The sequence below is a fragment of the Bacillus sp. DE0042 genome (genome assembly GCF_007680225.1).
Taxonomy (GTDB): Bacteria; Bacillota; Bacilli; order Bacillales; family Bacillaceae_G; genus Bacillus_A; species Bacillus_A wiedmannii.
Genome location: NZ_VEJP01000007.1, coordinates 241581 through 258952, shown reverse-complemented (window position 1 = coordinate 258952; position 17372 = coordinate 241581). Strand labels below are relative to the sequence as shown.

19 protein-coding genes are annotated in these 17372 nt (G+C 35.9%); 10 read left to right on the top strand and 9 right to left on the bottom strand.

Annotation, left to right across the window (positions count from 1 at the left end; genetic code table 11):
• Positions 1 to 16: 16 nt before the first annotated feature.
• Positions 17 to 214 carry a DUF3953 domain-containing protein gene (locus FS802_RS23965; RefSeq protein ID WP_098096243.1) on the bottom strand — a complete coding sequence of 66 codons (198 nt, stop codon included), beginning with the start codon at positions 212 to 214 and terminating at the stop codon, positions 17 to 19.
• A complete protein-coding gene (gene ytzI / locus FS802_RS23960) occupies positions 207 to 356 on the bottom strand; it encodes a YtzI protein (protein WP_000472802.1) in 150 nt (49 codons plus the stop codon). The genes FS802_RS23965 and ytzI overlap by 8 nt, the downstream gene beginning before the upstream one ends.
• 83 nt (positions 357 to 439) lie before the next feature.
• Between ytzI and FS802_RS23955 the strand changes: the two genes are divergently transcribed.
• From FS802_RS23955 to FS802_RS23945, 3 genes are all read left to right on the top strand, one after another.
• Positions 440 to 757 carry a hypothetical protein gene (locus FS802_RS23955; protein WP_000448410.1) on the top strand — a complete coding sequence of 106 codons (318 nt, stop codon included), beginning with the start codon at positions 440 to 442 and terminating at the stop codon, positions 755 to 757.
• An 84-nt stretch (positions 758 to 841) separates the two neighbouring features.
• Entirely contained in the window at positions 842 to 1321 is a 480-nt protein-coding gene (gene mutTA, locus FS802_RS23950; RefSeq protein WP_000276386.1) for an antimutator 8-oxo-(dGTP/GTP)ase, read from the top strand.
• 112 nt (positions 1322 to 1433) lie between these two features.
• Positions 1434 to 1970 (top strand): DUF3267 domain-containing protein, encoded by a 537-nt coding sequence (locus FS802_RS23945; protein WP_098098284.1) that lies wholly within the window; start codon positions 1434 to 1436, stop codon positions 1968 to 1970.
• A gap of 103 nt (positions 1971 to 2073) precedes the next feature.
• Here FS802_RS23945 and FS802_RS23940 read toward each other — a convergent pair whose 3' ends face one another.
• Positions 2074 to 2745 carry an HAD family hydrolase gene (locus FS802_RS23940; RefSeq protein ID WP_098098282.1) on the bottom strand — a complete coding sequence of 224 codons (672 nt, stop codon included), beginning with the start codon at positions 2743 to 2745 and terminating at the stop codon, positions 2074 to 2076.
• Positions 2746 to 2838: 93 nt separating this feature from the next.
• On the opposite strand from FS802_RS23940, the gene FS802_RS23935 reads away from it, so the two are divergent.
• Together FS802_RS23935 and FS802_RS23930 are read left to right on the top strand one after the other, a co-directional pair.
• Positions 2839 to 3951 carry a recombinase family protein gene (locus tag FS802_RS23935; protein WP_144525517.1) on the top strand — a complete coding sequence of 371 codons (1113 nt, stop codon included), beginning with the start codon at positions 2839 to 2841 and terminating at the stop codon, positions 3949 to 3951.
• Positions 3952 to 4164: 213 nt separating this feature from the next.
• Positions 4165 to 4392: a hypothetical protein gene (locus tag FS802_RS23930; RefSeq protein WP_000849118.1), complete on the top strand. Its 228-nt coding sequence runs from the start codon at positions 4165 to 4167 to the stop codon at positions 4390 to 4392.
• A gap of 33 nt (positions 4393 to 4425) precedes the next feature.
• Here the strand turns inward: FS802_RS23930 and FS802_RS23925 are convergent, their stop codons facing one another.
• From FS802_RS23925 to FS802_RS23915, 3 genes are read right to left on the bottom strand one after another with little or no spacing between them, the layout of a single operon-like run.
• Positions 4426 to 5232 carry an ABC transporter permease gene (locus tag FS802_RS23925; protein WP_098654856.1) on the bottom strand — a complete coding sequence of 269 codons (807 nt, stop codon included), beginning with the start codon at positions 5230 to 5232 and terminating at the stop codon, positions 4426 to 4428.
• Positions 5225 to 5989: an ABC transporter ATP-binding protein gene (locus FS802_RS23920; RefSeq protein ID WP_098654857.1), complete on the bottom strand. Its 765-nt coding sequence runs from the start codon at positions 5987 to 5989 to the stop codon at positions 5225 to 5227. The genes FS802_RS23925 and FS802_RS23920 overlap by 8 nt, the downstream gene beginning before the upstream one ends.
• 11 nt (positions 5990 to 6000) lie before the next feature.
• A complete protein-coding gene (locus FS802_RS23915) occupies positions 6001 to 7008 on the bottom strand; it encodes an ABC transporter substrate-binding protein (RefSeq protein WP_141546056.1) in 1008 nt (335 codons plus the stop codon).
• A 120-nt stretch (positions 7009 to 7128) separates the two neighbouring features.
• Between FS802_RS23915 and FS802_RS23910 the strand changes: the two genes are divergently transcribed.
• From FS802_RS23910 to FS802_RS23900, 3 genes are all read left to right on the top strand, one after another.
• Complete coding sequence (locus FS802_RS23910) at positions 7129 to 7425, top strand: DUF3986 family protein (protein WP_000384368.1); 297 nt, start codon at positions 7129 to 7131, stop codon at positions 7423 to 7425.
• Between the two features lie 11 nt (positions 7426 to 7436).
• Positions 7437 to 7667: a hypothetical protein gene (locus tag FS802_RS23905; RefSeq protein ID WP_000227436.1), complete on the top strand. Its 231-nt coding sequence runs from the start codon at positions 7437 to 7439 to the stop codon at positions 7665 to 7667.
• A 272-nt stretch (positions 7668 to 7939) separates the two neighbouring features.
• Positions 7940 to 10084, top strand: coding sequence for an LTA synthase family protein (locus tag FS802_RS23900; RefSeq protein WP_141546057.1), 2145 nt, complete (start codon positions 7940 to 7942; stop codon positions 10082 to 10084).
• A gap of 207 nt (positions 10085 to 10291) precedes the next feature.
• Here FS802_RS23900 and FS802_RS23895 read toward each other — a convergent pair whose 3' ends face one another.
• Positions 10292 to 11101 carry an alpha/beta fold hydrolase gene (locus FS802_RS23895; protein ID WP_098654859.1) on the bottom strand — a complete coding sequence of 270 codons (810 nt, stop codon included), beginning with the start codon at positions 11099 to 11101 and terminating at the stop codon, positions 10292 to 10294.
• Between the two features lie 16 nt (positions 11102 to 11117).
• Complete coding sequence (locus FS802_RS23890) at positions 11118 to 13148, bottom strand: catalase (RefSeq protein ID WP_098654860.1); 2031 nt, start codon at positions 13146 to 13148, stop codon at positions 11118 to 11120.
• Positions 13149 to 13332: 184 nt separating this feature from the next.
• On the opposite strand from FS802_RS23890, the gene FS802_RS23885 reads away from it, so the two are divergent.
• Both FS802_RS23885 and FS802_RS23880 read left to right on the top strand, forming a co-directional pair.
• A complete protein-coding gene (locus FS802_RS23885) occupies positions 13333 to 14589 on the top strand; it encodes an ATP-binding protein (RefSeq protein WP_000678737.1) in 1257 nt (418 codons plus the stop codon).
• Entirely contained in the window at positions 14586 to 15806 is a 1221-nt protein-coding gene (locus FS802_RS23880; protein WP_001030580.1) for an ATP-binding protein, read from the top strand. The genes FS802_RS23885 and FS802_RS23880 overlap by 4 nt, the downstream gene beginning before the upstream one ends.
• Positions 15807 to 16069: 263 nt before the next feature.
• Here FS802_RS23880 and FS802_RS23875 read toward each other — a convergent pair whose 3' ends face one another.
• Positions 16070 to 17239 carry a collagen-like domain-containing protein gene (locus FS802_RS23875; RefSeq protein WP_098251601.1) on the bottom strand — a complete coding sequence of 390 codons (1170 nt, stop codon included), beginning with the start codon at positions 17237 to 17239 and terminating at the stop codon, positions 16070 to 16072.
• Positions 17240 to 17372: the final 133 nt, after the last annotated feature.

The window sequence follows — 17372 nt, the reverse complement described above, 5'->3', positions numbered from 1 at the left end:
TAATGATGAGAACAATCTAAATGAAAGCACCTGCAACAATACAAATAAATCTAGTTCCTGAATCCTTTTTCCTTATTTGTTCAATGGTAATAAGAAGCAGTAAAACTCCTAATAGAGATTGTGAAAGTGGTAGAAAGTTATGTTGACCTGACAGTAAACGAATACTGAATATGATGTGGGCTAAAATAAGTAGTATATGAAGTGTATTATGAATTCTTCTTGCTGTTTTTTGTATAAGGGTTATCTTCTGGTTTATCAACAGAATGTTTATAGGCGTAGCCTTTATTAATCGTCATGACGGAGAGTACTAGTATGACTAGGACGATTATAATACCGATAATTAATATTTTGAACATGGAATCCCTCCTTTTCTTTATTTTACATAATTTTGTAATTGATGAAAACAATAGAAATTAAAAGGATGAAAGAAGGGTGTTACATGGAGACGAAAAAAACATATTATATATCAATAGGAAACGGTCAAATTTCACAAGTGAAGACGGCGGATACGTATAATTTTGAGATTTCCGCAAGTGATGAGGAAATTACGGAGTTAAGAGAGTACTTTGATCAAGCATATGTAGAGGATTTAGGTTCATTTGTACGTTCTCACGTTCCATTTGTTGAGTATCATCACGATTCGAATAATGACCGATATGATGAACAACTACAAAAAGCATATAAAATGATTTACGATTTAGGAAATCATGAGACGAAAGAATTAGTCGCGCAAATGGGAATAATCAATGGATTGTAATTGGATAATATTATGCAGAAAAGCGAGAATATGCTACAATTTGTGGTAGGAAAAACTTGTAACCATCAATAGGGGAGTAATGGCATGTACAAATTTAAAGATTATTACCACAACACTGTACAATTATCGTTTGAACGTTATCCATTTTCTCCTGAGCCAAAGCATGTTTGGGTTGTATGCCGGTACGGGGATCAATGGTTATTAACGCATCATTTACGTCGCGGTCTTGAATTTCCAGGTGGTAAAGTAGAATTAGGGGAAACACCGGAAGAAGCGGCAGTTCGAGAGGTTCATGAAGAAACTGGCGGCATAGTTTCTGATTTAACTTACTTAGGACAATATAAAGTATCTGGAAAAGACAAAATAATCATTAAAAACATTTATTTTGCAACAATTAGTGCGGTAGAAGAACATACGCATTACGAAGAAACGAAAGGATCTGTTTTATTAACAGACATTCCTGACAATATTAAAACGGATAGAAAATTTAGCTTTATAATGCGTGACGATGTATTGGCGCGCACGATGAAACATATAGAAGAAATCGGCTGTTTTACGAAGTAAAGTGGCCGGTTTCTTTTTTTGTGTGCAAGAATAAATGTAAATATATATTTACATCATTTTGGGTATATTATACAATTTTGTAAAGAAATATTTACATTTTAGGAGGGGGAAGATGGATAAAAGTAAAGAAACGACTGTTACTGTTTCGATGGTTAAATTAAATTTCTATTCATGTTGTATAGCATTCGCTCTGGCGATTGGAGTTAGTTTTTTACATTCCCTTCTTTCAGGCGGGTTTCAAATTGAAATTACGTTACCAACCCTGTTTCTTTTTATTATCGCAATGATTGTTCTTGTTTGTATTCATGAAGCGATACATTTAATAGGGTTTCGCTATATCGGTGGTGTGCCGTGGAGTGAACTGAAATGGGGTGTTAATTGGAAATTAGGTGTTGCATATGCTCATTCTAAACAGGCGATTACAGTAAAACAAATGAAGAAAGTGTTAATGCTGCCGTTTTTACCAACTGGAATTTTGCCAATTGTAATTGGGTTAGCTACGAACGTGCAATCCATCTCATTTTTAGGGATTTTACTAACAGCAGGTTGTATAGGTGACATTGCCCTATATCAAAAAGTATCAAAGTTTCCAGAGGATGCGCAAGTTAAAGATCATCCGAGTAAACCGCAGTTTACAGTATATGAATAATAAAGGAAGGGGAGGCGCTAGAGTAGCGACCTCCTCTTGTTGTTGTCACTTTTTTTCGGTAAGTCGATATATTGCAAAAATCGCTGATGTAATTTATTTACTATTATTTTGTTTTCAGCTCTATCTCTACAAACGAAAGCACCTCCAACAAATCATTCACTACACGTGGATGTTCAAAGTCACTCCAAAACAAATCTCTCTTCCACACACCAAGAATCCCTACTCGTTCAGAACCAAGCACATCGTTTTCTGGATGATCTCCAACGTAAAGACACTCTGCGGCCTTAACGTCTAGCTTTTGCAAAGCTCGTTCGAAAATTTCAGGATGTGGTTTTTTAATCCCTTCCGCTTCTGAAACGAGAATTGTATTTGTATACGTATGTATGTTTAGTGCACGAAGATTGTTCATTTGAAAGTCAGTAAAGCCGTTTGTAATAATGCCAATTTTAATATTTTGCTGTGTTAAACGTTGGAGTAATTCATGCATATTTTGGAAAGGGATACAATGATGTTGAAAATTTGTAATGTAGTCGTGCAGCAGTTGCTCTGGTGTTAAAGTGGTAATGTTGTATTCGCAAAGGAGAGTAGCATATACTTTATCCTTCCACGTATAGCCATTATTATCTAGCTCAAGAAATCGAGAATAATACTCTGATTTTTCTATGTTCATTAAGTGAGAGGCAAAGCGATTATATTGATCATGAATAAATTGTTCTAGAGATTGGCGCCGATCTAATAGTGTTCCATCTAAGTCGAATAAGACTGCTCGAATCATGGGAAACCTCCTTACAGTTTGTATAATTAATTATCGCATATTCGTTAAAAAATGATTATGATATTTTTGTAGAATGGAACGACGGAGGTTTATATGAAGGAACTGTATGGCAAGTTAGTAGGGGGTATCGTCGCAATTGGTTTAATAGCAGGATGCGATAGTTCTATGAAGAGTGTGAAGGAAAAAGAAGTTTGTAAAACAGAAGAAGAATGCGTGGAAATAGGAGATAATAAACTTCAAAAAGTATATGAAAAAATAGATGGATTATCTGAGCTTGAAGCAGTAGAAGATTATGATATAGAAGAGCATGAAAATGCGGATATGAAAGGGGCAGAGCAGAAAAAAGAGGATGACGAAAATTATTTCTTTTTAGCTTCTTATTATATTGATGGTGATGAAATTGTAGATCCTTATTTTGAAAAAATAGAACGAAAACGTTTAAATAAAGTATTCGCTGAAGATAAAGAAGCGAAAGAAGAGGTGCTACAACAGCGTCAAGATAGAGGGTATCATGAAGACTTATGGGATATGTACCGTACTCTCATTCCAGCTAAATATCGCGGGAATATAACAGAATTTGATTTAATAACGGACGGTTATGACGGCGTTGTTGCCCACGTTATGCCTAGTATGGAGAATCCGAAAGATTGGATTCTTAGCTTAGATACGCTTGATTCTGCGGTAAATATCGATGAAGTGATGAAAACATTAATTCATGAGACGGCTCACGTGTTGACGCTCGGGCATAAGCAAATACCAGTAGATGAAAAGTATGTAAAGGATTTTGAAGAAGATAAAGATATTTCAACGTACCGAAATAACTGTGAAACACTTTTCTTACAAGAGGGATGTGCGAAGGGAAAATCTTATATTTATCAATTTTATAACTCTTTCTGGAAGGACATTGAGCAGGAGTGGACAGAAAAGAAAGTGGAAGAAAGTGAAGAAACTCAAATTGAATCTTTTAAAGAAAAGCATGAGGAGTTTGTATCACAGTATGGAACGACAAATGTAGCGGAAGATATTGCAGATACGTTTACAGCATTTATGTTGCAAGATTCAAAAAAGGTGAAAGAAGGATCGGAGTTAAAGTATAAAAAAATTGCGTTCTTCTATCAGTTCCCTGAGCTTGTAAAAATGAGAGCGGAAGTGTTGTCGGGATTAGATGATATCTCAAAAACGATAGAACAACAAAGCGGACAATAATGAAAGGTATATATTTTAGCCAAGAAAACGTAAAGAATTTTAGTTCTTTGCGTTTTTTATGTTGATAAAATTGAAAATTCTGTCTTTTTTAAAAAAGAAGAAGGAACTGAAGCTTTAAAAGAGAATTAGTATAAAAATGTCACAAATTAGACACAATTATAATGCGCATATTGTAGGGACTATAAGTTTACTCTCAAGGAGGTAATGAAACGTATGAAAACGATTCTTGCGGTTGCTGGTCTCATTTGGGTAATGTCTCACGGTTTTCCGATTTTTGAAGGAGAGCAAATTCGTAGTGCATTAAATAAAAAGTATGATGATTATCATGTAATAGATCGAAAAGAAAATGTCGTTACAGTACGTGTGAAAGATTGTTTCCATACAGTTACGGTTGCGGATGGAAACGTTACAAATGAAACAAAGATGTGTGATAAAAGGTAAAGAAAGAAGCTGACTATAGTCTATCGTCCTAAGTCAGCTTCTTTTTCGTTTTCCAATTAAAAGTTTTTCAAATGCCTCAACAAACACATACATAAGTGTTGCGAGGACGCAGGTGAGTAGTACGCTCAGTAAGACGAGCGTGAAATTAAACACTTGGAATCCGTAGCTAATTAAGTAGCCAAGACCTTGTTTAGAGACGAGAAGTTCGCCGAATATAACACCGACCCATGATAAACCAACGTTCACTTTTAACGTTGAAATAATTGCTGGGAAGGATGCAGGGAGAACGACTTGCTTATAACATTGCCATTTATTTGCGCCAAAGGTTTCCATCACTTTTATATAGTTAGAATCGACTTCTTGAAATGCGCTGTAAATAACGAGAATGGTAATGATGATGGAAATGATTACCCCCATTGCAATCGACGAAGAAATATTTGGACCGAAGATTACAATAATAATGGGTCCAAGTGCCACTTTTGGCATGGCGTTTAGGACGACGAGATAGGGGTCGAGCACGCGAGCGAGAAGTGGCATCCACCAAAGAAAAGTAGCGATAATAGCGCCGAGCACTGTTCCAAGAATGAAGCCTACTCCTGTTTCAAGTAATGTCGTCCATATGTGAACCCAAAGCGAACCGTCAATCCATTTACTAAGGAAGAGATCCCAAATGCTTGAAGGAGAGCTAAAGAGTAAAGGATCAATCCACTCTTTTTTGCTAGCTATTTCCCATAGTGCAAAGAAAAGAATGAGTAGTAAAAGCTGCAGTGAGCGTGCTAACCATGCGCGCCTACGTTCTTTCTTCCGAAACTGTTCATGCAGTTGCTTTATATTATCCAAGGCGCTCCAGCTCCTTCCATATATCTTGGAAGAGGTTTGGGAAGTCATGGTGGTGGCGTGATTCTAACGGTGATAAGGAACGGATGCTTTCTGGGACGATAAATATTTTTGCGATTTTTCCAGGGTTCGCTTGTAGTAAATAAATACGATCACTCATCGCAATGGCTTCTTCAATATCATGTGTCACGAGTAGTGATGTTTTTTTATAGTTACGTAATAATGTGAAGACGAGATCTTCTAGTTTCAACTTCGTTTGATAATCGAGAGCGGAAAAAGGTTCATCTAGCAATAAAATTTTCGGATCGGTCGCTAACGTCCGAACGAGAGCGGCACGTTGACGCATACCGCCGGACAGTTCACGAGGGTATTGCTCTTCTACATCATGTAGACCGACTTGTTTTAAAAGCTTTAAAGTGTGTTCTTTCGTCTGTTCATCGTAAATCTTTCGCGTATGAAGCCCAAGCATGATGTTTTCTTCGATTGTTTTCCAAGGAAACAAGTAATCTTGCTGCAACATATATCCCATAGATGCAGTTTTCGTTGTAATGGGCTCACCATCTAAAAAGACGATACCTTCAATAGGATCAAGTAACCCGGCAATAATGGAGAGGAGTGTTGTTTTGCCGCAACCACTTGGACCGAGTATAGAAATAAATTCGCCTTCTTCCACTTGTAAACTCATGTCTTCGAGAATCAATTTAGCATTCTCTTTTGCGAAAAAGCAGTGAGAAACGTTACGTATTTGTAAAAAACTCATACACTTCGCCTCTATTTCTTAATAACGCTTTCGGCAATTTTTGTATTGACGAGCGCTTCATGTGGAACTTCTTTTTGTAATTCGCCAGCTTCTTTCATAATCGTTTGGAGCTGTTTCCATTCTTCAGCATCTAATAGCGGATTTGTCGCATAAGAATGTTGTTTTTTATAACGTTCAATTACTTTTACTGTAATGTCCTTTGAAGTGTCTTTAAATAACGGAGAAACGGCATCAGCAATCTCTTCTGGACTATGTGTATCAACCCATTGTTGTGATTTATAGAGCGCGCGTGTGAACTTTTCAGCAGCATCTTTATCTTTCTTTAAGAAGCTTTCTTTTGCCATGAACGTTGTATACGGAACAGTTCCAGATTCATTTCCGAACGAAGCGACGATAAATCCTTTTCCTTCTTTTTCAAATATACTTGCAGTCGGTTCAAAGAGCTGTACAAATTCCCCAGTACCAGATGCAAAGGCACTTGCAATGTTAGCAAATTCGATGTTTTGAATTAAGTTTGTATCTTTGTGAGGATCAATGCCATTTTTCTTTAAAACGTATTCTCCAACCATTTGCGGCATGCCGCCTTTACGCTGTCCTAAAAACGTAACACCTTTTACATCATTCCAATTAAAAGTGTCTAATTTTTTACGCGAAACTAAAAATGTTCCGTCTGTTTGTGTAAGTTGTGCGAAGTTAATGACAGGGTCTTTTGCACCTTGTTGATGAACGTAAATAGACGTTTCAGAACCGACGAGAGCAATATCAATTCCGCCAGATAATAGGGCGGTCATCGTTTTATCTCCGCCAGCTGTTGTTTGGAGGTCAATATTTAATCCTTCATCTTTAAAAAATCCTTTTTCAATCCCGACATATAACGGGGCGTAGAAGAGAGAATGGGTAACTTCGCCGATGCGAATGTTTTGCGTTTGTTCTTTCGTACCTTCCTTTTTACTACTGCAAGCAGCAAATGTGAAAACAGCTAGTAACATGATGCAAAAAACAGCTATTAATTTTTTCACTATATGACACCTCCTAGAAGTCACTCTACAAGCATGATATGTAGGTAAGTGCCCATATGTGAGTGTAGATAGCAGGAATTTTTTGGGTGATAAAGAAGTACAAATATAAGGGGTGATAAAATGGATTACGAATATGATGATAGCGTACATTTACATCTTGATTATTTCGGAACAGAATGTGATATGGAATCGATTGCTTATAAGCGGAGGAATGAAGACGTGTGGGATGTGTATTTTAATTTTGGGGCATATGGTCTTCAGAAAGATGAGATCGAGACAGGTAGATTTATGGACGAATATGCTGGTCATTACGTTTTTTCTGTACATGCTCGTGATCTTAGTTGGGAATTTGGAAGTGCTCAATTTGAAGAGTGGGTTTTGAGAAATCAAATAGTAGAAAAATCGCTGCAAAAATAGGGAGGAATTTTGTGGTCGATTTTCTCATTTTCTTGTTCATTTTCGTAGTCGGATTTTTTATTATGCAAGTACTCGTTTATCGATTTGCAAAGAAAAACATTCAAAAATATACAAAAAGAAAATGGATTCATATGTGGCTAGAGATGAATATGAAGAAGGGCCCAAGATTAGATCTTTTTGATTTTGTAGTTATCGTACTTGTGTGTATTATATGGAAAGTATGGATGTATTCTCTTATATAATACATATGCTCATGTCTGTTAGACTGAAGGAGAACCTGTCAGTGTTGGTAGGTTCTTTTTTTATGGTAACAATTTTGTGAAGCATAGTTCATTTATGCTGTTAGAATATAGAGCGAAGAAGTTTTATCCCGTTCAATCCTGAATGGTTCGGGCTTATTAAAATTTCACTGTATTTTTAAGGGGAAATTAAGGATACATGTGTATATTACAAGCACATAGGGAGACTAGCTGCATACAAATATGGTATTTTGTATAGGACAATATGTTTGTGGATGCGAGACGAAGGGGCAAAGGAAAGAGGGAATAAATTGCGTTTTGATTTTTTAACACGACAACGAAGAAGAGATGAATTTTATCTTAGTTTTTCTCCTCAGCAGTCGAGGAAGAACCTATTAATTTCTATCATTCTTAGTGGAATGTGGGCAATCTGTTTAGAAACGCTGTTTTTTGTTATGTTAAGATCTTTCGGATTCGAGAGAACTAAAGAATTTTTTAATGGGAAAATACAGCTAAGTATACTCATTATTGTTTTGTGGAGTGTACTACTATACATCATTCATTTAAATAAAGGCATCAGTCATAAGCTTAGGCCGGCTATTCGAGTTTATGTCGTATTATTTTTAATTGCTCATACAATGAATTGGATGTATATCATAGTGCAGGAGGATATGAACCTTATAGTAGTAAATACATGGGTGTATTTACAATATGGACAGTATATATTAAGCCTGTTATTTATTTATATGGTATACGTTTTTGCATATAATTTGCTTGGAAGAGTTTTTTTAAGTACAACGATAACTAGCTTAGTCTTACTTATTTTTGTGATGGTGAACCATTTTAAACTCATTTTTAGAGGAGAGCCATTTTACCCGTCTGATTTTACACAGATTGGTCATATGAATTCCGTTATACCGATGGTCATGGAGTATTTTAGTTTTTGGAATATGTTTCTGGCAATAGTGGGCATTGTTTTGATTATATTTGTAGTTATGTATATACGAAAGTATATTCCAGTTATAAAATCACATATTATTATGAGGATTATTTTAATATGCGGCTCTGCGTTTATGTTGTATGGATATAGTAACTACCCTACTACCTTTATGAATAATATATTTATAAAAAGTGGAGTAGACATCCGCGCCTGGAATCAAGCCGCAAATTATAAGGTGAATGGTTTTGTTATAGGATTTTTAAGCAACTTAGATACGACAGTCATTAAAGAGCCGAAAGAATATTCAAAAGAAAATATGCAGCAAATTGCAAAGGATATAGAAAAACAATATGGCGATAAAATAAAAGGACAAAAAAAAGCAGAGAAGCCGAATATTATATTTATTATGAGTGAAGCTTTTTGGGATCCGACAAAATTAACAAATCTGTCATTTAGTGAAGATCCAGTGCCAAATTTACATCATTATATGGAAAATTTTCCAGGGGGACAAACGATAGCTCCTACATTTGGAGGAAATACAGCGAATACAGAATTTGAAGCGTTAACGAGTTACTCGATGAGTCTTTTAATGCCAGGTTCTATACCATATCAACAAGCTGTTCCAAGCCAAAAAGAGATTCCATCGATTGCAAGTGAGTTGAAAAAACAAGGGTATTATGCAAGTGCAATTCATGCGTTTAATCGATCGTTTTATAAACGTGAAGATGTATATAAAACATTGGGATTCGATAATTTTAATGCAGAAGATACGATGAAAAATAAAGAAGTAGTGGGAGACAATATTGGTGATTTATCTATGAGTAAAGAAATCATAGATGAATTAAATAAGAGAAAACAACCTACATTTATTCATGCGGTGACGATGCAAAATCATTTTCCGTATACGCCAAATATGTTTGGAGAAAATAAAATAGAAATTAGTGGATTAACAGAAGAGGAATCGAAGGCGGAATTAGAAGCATATACAGAAGGGGTAAGATTATCGGATGAGGCTCTGCAATATTTAATCGAGCAGCTTGACGATCTAGATAGACCTACTTTAATAGTCTTCTTTGGAGACCATTTACCTATGTTAGGAACTAATAAGTCTATTTATAAAGAAGCAGGATATATAGAAAATGAAGAGACAGTAAGAGAAAGATTAATTATGTCAGAAACACCATTGTTAATGTACGCAAATTTCGATTTGCCAAATGACAATTTAGGTTTAGTAAGTCCGATTTATTTTTCTAATCTTGTTTTTGATTATGCAGGGATAAATAAATCACCGTTTTATCAATTTTTATCGGAAATGCATAAAGAAATACCAGTCCTTAAAGATGAGTTAAAGGTTAATAAAGATGGTGAAGAGATAACAGATTTAACAAAGAAACAAAAAGAAATGTTAGAGCAATATAAAATGATCCAATATGATTTACTTGCTGGAAAGCAGTATAGTAAAGATATACTTTTTAAATAGAACAAACAAAAAGAACTTGTATAACGATACAAGTTCTTTTTTTATAGTATTTAACGGGGTAACCAGACAAGCTGGGTTTAGGGAGTATTACCTGTACATTTAGTATAAATGAAAATGTAACCGTTTTATTGATTGGTTTGTGAGAAATATGTGAATTTTAATCTTTTCAAAAACTGCGTTTCTATCGAAACGATTTGGTATAGATTTTTATGAATGCAAAAACTTTATAAGTTCTTCATTTAATTCATCCGCTTGATCGATTGGCGAGCCGTGACCGCTATTTGTAAGAGGATGTAACTTAGAATTTTTAATCCGCTTTTGTGTGAGTTCAGCGCTTTTGTAAGGGATCAGTTGATCGTGAACACCGTGGAATATTTTTGTTGGGACGTTAATTTTACTTAAATCTTTCGTTACGTCTTCATTTGCGGCTGCTTGCAATATTTTGATGAGAGCGTAGGAAGCAGACTGCATGCCGAGATAAGAAAACCATTCTAAAGTAGCAGATCCTAAGTTTCTATTGAAAAATGATAAAGATACATCATTTAAAAATTTAGGCATATTGGCATACATTTGATTAATGAGGGTATCTGCTTGTTCTTTTGGGACACCATAGGGAGATTCTTGATTTTTAACGAAAGAGGGGGAAACAGCATCGACTAATACAAGTTTAGAAATGCGATGACCATTGTAGCGAGACATGTACCGAATAGAAAGAGCACCACCTACTGAAAAGCCGACTAATGTAGCATTTTCTACTTGAAGTGCTTCTAGAACAATGGCGATATCGTCTGCTAAACGATCGTATGTGTAACCAGTCCACGGTTTATCAGATTGTCCGTTTCCGCGTATATCCATAGCGATACAGCGGAAACCGTGTTGTGGTAACACATTGAGTTGATATTGGTACATTTGATGATTTAAAGGCCAGCCATGGACGAAGAACACGGTTTTACTACCGGGTCCGGGATTAACGTCTTGCACAAAAATATGCACATCTTTCTCGACAGTAACAAACATAAATTATCCCCCTAACCTATTCATATGCTCTATCCCAAAAGCGTTGTTTCGTCATAGCTTTAATAAATTCATTTGCCAGGAGCGTAGGGTTCTGTTCTATTAAGACACCAGGCTTTCCTTTAATATTTAAAGATTGAATAACAGTAGATCCATTTTGGAAGGCACCAATTGGCTTAAAATGATTATATGATTCTACGACAAATGAACTCGCTTTATTAAGAAACTGTTCATCAAGATTTCCTCCAATAAGAAGTAGCCCGTCATAAAGAAGTGAGGATCCTGTTAAAAAAGTATCATTCACGTCCCAACGTACATTTTGCGTTCCTTGTACAATACCTAATCGTTCGGAAACAATTACAGGCTGCAGCCCAACTTGTTTGAATTGATTTAGTATATATTGCGCGTTTTGTCCGTCATATCCATTTGCAACAATGACACCTACTCGTAATGTATTAGGACTAAATGTCGTATTTGTCATACTGAGTGCTGGCGATGATTTCGTAACGCCCGATTCTTGAATATTTGGGACTTTTGCTCCGACCGCTTCAGCGACTAACGTAGCTAATTCACTACTAATATGCCCAATCATATTTACGACTTGTTGACGGACGGATTTACTTTTTACTTTTCCTAATTCAAAGGAGAAGGCTTGCATAATATGAACTTTTTCGACGTTACTCATACTATTCCAAAATAAACGTGCTTGAGAGAAATGATCTTTGAAACTGGCGGCTGTTTCTCTCGTTTTATGCCCTGATACAGTGGAAGGATATGTAACGAACCCACCCTTTGTACCGGGGACAGTGTAAGGAGTGTTATTTGCTAAGGAATTATTATGGTAAGCGATTTTTCCTTTATCAATTATATATTTAGATGCACCATCTCTTTGATTGTTGTGAAATGGACATATTGGACGATTAATCGGTAATTCTTGATAATTTGTACCAACGCGTGCCAATTGAGTGTCTGTATAAGAAAAGAGCCTACCTTGTAAAAGCGGATCATTGGTGAAATCAATACCACGGACGATACTTCCAGGATGAAGTGCGACTTGTTCTGTTTCAGCGAATACATTCTCGACGTTGCGAGTTAATGTCATTTTTCCGATGATTTTAACGGGGAAATCTTCTTCAGGCCAAATTTTCGTCGCATCTAATATATCGAAATCGTATTTAAATTCATCCTCTTCTTCTAAAATTTGAATGCCAAGTTCGTATTCAGGGTAGTTTCCAGCATTAATATTTTCCCATAAATCACGGCGATGGTAATCTGGATCAGCACCACCTAATTTTTGCGCTTCATCCCAAATTAATGAGTGAATGCCGAGCTTCGGCTTCCAGTGAAATTTTACGAATCGTGACTTTCCATTTTTATTCACTAAGCGAAATGTATGAACGCCAAACCCTTGCATCATTCGAAAACTTCTTGGAATGGCACGATCAGACATAATCCACATCATCATCGCAGCCGATTCTTGGTTATTGGCGATGAAGTCCCAAAATGTATCATGTGCTGTTTGTCCCTGTGGAATCTCATTATGCGGCTCAGGTTTAAGGGCATGAATAAGATCAGGGAATTTAATGCCATCCTGAATGAAGAAAATAGGAATATTGTTTCCTACTAAATCAAAATTTCCTTCTTCTGTATAAAATTTAACGGCGAACCCTCGTACATCTCGATTTGTTTCATTCGCACCTTTTGATCCAGCGACTTCAGAGAAGCGAACGAAAAGAGGTGTTTTTTTGGAAGGGTCTTGTAAAAAGTGTGCCATTGTTAGCTCTTCTAAAGATTCATATAGCTCAAAAATACCATGTGCACCGTATCCACGTGCGTGAACGACTCTTTCAGGGATTCGTTCACGGTCAAAATGAGAAAGCTTTTCTCGCATCAGGAAATCTTCTAGAAGGGTAGGGCCACGATCACCAACAGTTAAAGAATTTTCATCATTTGAAATTGTAACACCTGTATTTGTTGTCATTTTCTTTCCTTCATTCTCACGCGTGAAGGATTCCAGTTGTTCTGTTTTTTTATTTTTTTTGCCGTTCATATAAAACACCTCCCATAATAAACGTATTATTGTTTATAGCTTTTATGCTTATATATAGTCTGAAGATACTTTGTTCTATTGGAATGATTTCCCTCAAATGTTCGATTTATCTTTGTTTGTCTATGAAAATCATTTATTATAATAAATGGTATTCTTCGAGATATTATTTTGAAGGGGTGTTGAAGTGAAAGGAAGTTTTCTATCATATAAAGAAGAAGAAAGGAATGCACAAATTTTTTTATGGGTGCTGTATGTCATTGTTGTTTCATACCAAATTTTCTATGCAATCGTATTAGAGAACAAATTGCTAACGGATAAGGGACATAGCATACTATGGCAAGTTATTTGCGGAACTGCAATACTCGGTGTGAATGTATATTTAATAAAAAAAGAGAAAGCTAACCTTGTTAAATATGCATGTGTATTTGCATACATAGGAATAGAAATCGTTAATATACTTTCGTATATGCTTTATAATGAGGCGGCATTTGATGGAGTAAATATAATAGAAATTATTTTCATCTTCTTTGTACCTATATTTTTAAATAAAAAATATTTTGTGTTTGTACTTTCGACTATTGTAGGGAAATATGTGATTTATTTATTTGTATTAAAGGAAGTAAAAGGATTTATGTTCCTCATTATGTATACACTCGTATTAATAGCGGCATACATCATTTTAAATCGATTTATACAATACCTTTCAGCGGTAAAGGAAAGTATTAAGATTGCTAGTGAATCGCAAAAATTAGCAGTAATTGGAAAAATGGCAGCGACAGTGGGACATGAAATTAAAAATCCACTTGCTTCATTAAAAGGGTTTACGCAATTACAACGAGAGAAGCATGGGGAGGACCCTATTTACAAACAGATGATTTTTGAAATAGAAAATATGAATAATATGATAAGTGAGTTAATGGAAGTTGCTACATGTAAACCTTCTGTTTATAAGAAACATAATATAGGTGAAATTGCATTACAAGCAGTAACAATTGTTCGCGAAAAAATGAATGAATCGAGCGTCCAGTTTATTTCTAATGTGGAAGAAAAGACGATAGAAGTTGAATGTGATGAGCGGAAAATAAGAGGAGTCTTTCTATATGTCATAAAAAATGCTCTGGAGGCAATGGAGCAAGGTGGCACATTAGAGTTACGGTTAGAAAACAAAGGACAAGATTATGTAATGCTAAGTGTAATTGATAATGGTTACGGTATTAAGAAAGAAAATTTAGCTCGTGTTAAAGAGGCCTTTTATACAACGAAACAAGATAAAATTGGCTTAGGACTTACTGTAGCAAATCGGCTTGTTACTGAGCAGCATCTTGGTGAATTACATATTTCAAGTGAAAGAGATATTGGAACTAGAATAGATATCATGCTCCCGAAGCAACGTGGAAATAATGAAATCCAAGAGGGAGAAAAGCTAGGAGTTACGATATGAATAAAGACGATATATTTAAAAATGAAGAAATGAAGGCACTGAAAATATTTTTAAGTTTATTTTTCATTATATTTTTTGTATACGATCTTGCCTACGAATTTATTGTACCTTTAATAGGAGGAGAGCAAGAAGGAGTAGGACAATTTGAAGATGGTTTAGGTTTATGGCTTTATTTTCTAATGGTGATCTTATTTTGCACTGGAATATACTTTATGAAATGGAAAAACCCATTTGCAGTAAAGTATATTATTCTAATTGGATATAACCTATTAGATTTTATCCATAATTTTATGATTTACTACGGTAGTGATGCTGAGTTTGATGGTGGGAATATAGTAGAAGGATTTTTTATTTTATTTGCCCCACTCTTTGTGAATAAAAGATATTTTTGGTTAGTTCCGAGCATACTTGTTGGGAAATACGCTCTTATAGGAATCATTATTCACTCGTCACTCGTTTTAATCCCGATGGCGTTATATAGTGTATTTACTATCATATGTTGGATTATGTTTTTAAGGTTTCAATCTTACGTTCGTACGCTTGAGATGATGGATAAAGAAATACAACAAACAGAAAAGCTAGCAACTGTTGGGAAAATGGCTACAGTTATTGGTTACAAAATTAGAAGACCGCTAGCTAACTTAGATAAATTTGTTAATAAGCAAGCGATTAAATATCCAGAGGATAAAATATATAGTGATATTATGAAACAAGAAGTAGAACGAATTCATACAATCGCTACAGAACTTAGTGGATTTGAGAAATCTAAATCACTAGAATCAGAAGTTCATAATATAGAAGAAATTATCGCTTATGTTATCCGAGTTATGGGAAAGCCTGCTTTAAAGCAAGGAGTGCACATACAAGGTATTTATAGTAAAGACATACCGTCGATTACATGCGATGAAAAACGATTAAAGCAAGTATTTTTTAATTTAATTAAAAATGCGATTGAAGCAATGTCAGTTGGCGGAACGATTACGATTAAAGTGACTGTAGAAGATGCAATCATTGTCCAAGTTAAGGATGAGGGTTGCGGTATTCCAAAAGACAAAATTCCGAAGTTAAATGAAGCTTTTTACACAACGAAAGAAACGGGAACAGGTTTAGGTTTAGTAGTTACAGAAAAAATTATTAAAGACCACAACGGTAAAATGAGTTTTGAAAGTGAAGTTGGGGTTGGAACGACGGTGAAGGTTATATTGCCGATATCATGAAAAACTATTTTTAAAAAGGAGATCACTTATTTGAGAGTGATCTCCCTTTTTTATTGTGGATGAGAGTAAGGCATTCTGATAAAGGTAGGTAAGTTAATTATATTAACATAGTGTATATAATTCCAAAACCCAATATATGGATATATTTGCAATGATAGTATATACTGAACTTGTCTGTTATTTGTTTTAATTCATTTATATTTCTATTTGCTGACCCGAATCTCGGGTCTTTTTTTGTTAAATAAATTATTTTTTAGTAAGGGCTATATATCAGTGATTAAAAAAATAGAATATACAGCACTTGCAGTAATGCCAGGGGTAATATGAAGGGAAATAGCATCTCCTCTCGAAACTGAGTTTCCAGTTGTAATGCTAGTCCAAGTTACAGTAGCGGGACCTACTGTTGGATTAGGATTAAACACTTGAATTTGTCCTGATCCAGTATCCGTTGGTTTAATTGAAAATACTATAGTTCCTGTAATTTTGTCAGTGGTAGTTAAAGTAAGAGTAGATAGGATGTAACTAGAGGTAGGGGCAGTGAGGTTTGTTGGGACATTCCTGCAAATATTAATCGTATAAACAGCAGCAGGTAAGTTATTTACATTTATAGATGCAGCAAAGCCAACTATATTACCGGCTCCAGCAGTGACATATGGAATAACATTGGAGTCAATTCCAGGAGAACCTGCTATACGTTGAAAACCAGCATTTGTTCCTTGAAAAACAATACTTTTTGCTGATGCACTGCCGGCAATTCCAGTAGGCCCGGTACTACCAGTAGATCCAGTGTTTCCAAAAGGCCCAGTGTTCCCAGTGGGTCCGGTGATGCCGGAAGGTCCAGTGTTCCCAGTAGATCCAGTACTACCAGAAGGTCCGGTGTTCCCAGTGGGTCCAGTATTACCCGTAGGTCCGGTACTGCCGGTAGACCCAGTGTTCCCAAAAGGCCCAGTACTACCAGTAGATCCAGTATTACCCGTAGGTCCAGTGATGCCGGAAGGTCCAGTGCTACCAGTAGATCCAGTACTACCAGAAGGTCCAGTATTACCCGTAGGTCCGGTATTGCCGGTAGATCCAGTGTTCCCAGTAGGTCCACTATCTACTAATACGATATAATCTGGAGATATATTCGGAAACCCTTGAGGTGCATCTTTTTTTACAACATAGCCGCTGCTCGTATAAGTGACAACTTGTCCTTTTTTATAGGTGGGAGCGGCTGCTAGACTAAAGGCGGTAGTACTTTGGAAACCAGCTCCGGAAGGCCCGGCAGAGCCAGTAGGTCCAGTACTACCAGTGGGTCCGGTGTTCCCGGAAGGTCCAGTAATGCCGGTAGAGCCATTGTTTCCAGTAGGTCCGGTGCTACCAGTGGGCCCAGTGTTTCCGTTAGAGCCACTGTTGCGTCTGCCATCGCAACTAAAACAATTACGTGGGTACATGTATGTTCTCCTTTCTATATTTTGAAAAATTTGTTTTAAAAATAGAACTACTATATACATATTATGAATTCTATATTTTTGTGTGTTCAATCGTATTGTGTATAGATTTCAAAATAGAGAGGAGAGTTGAATC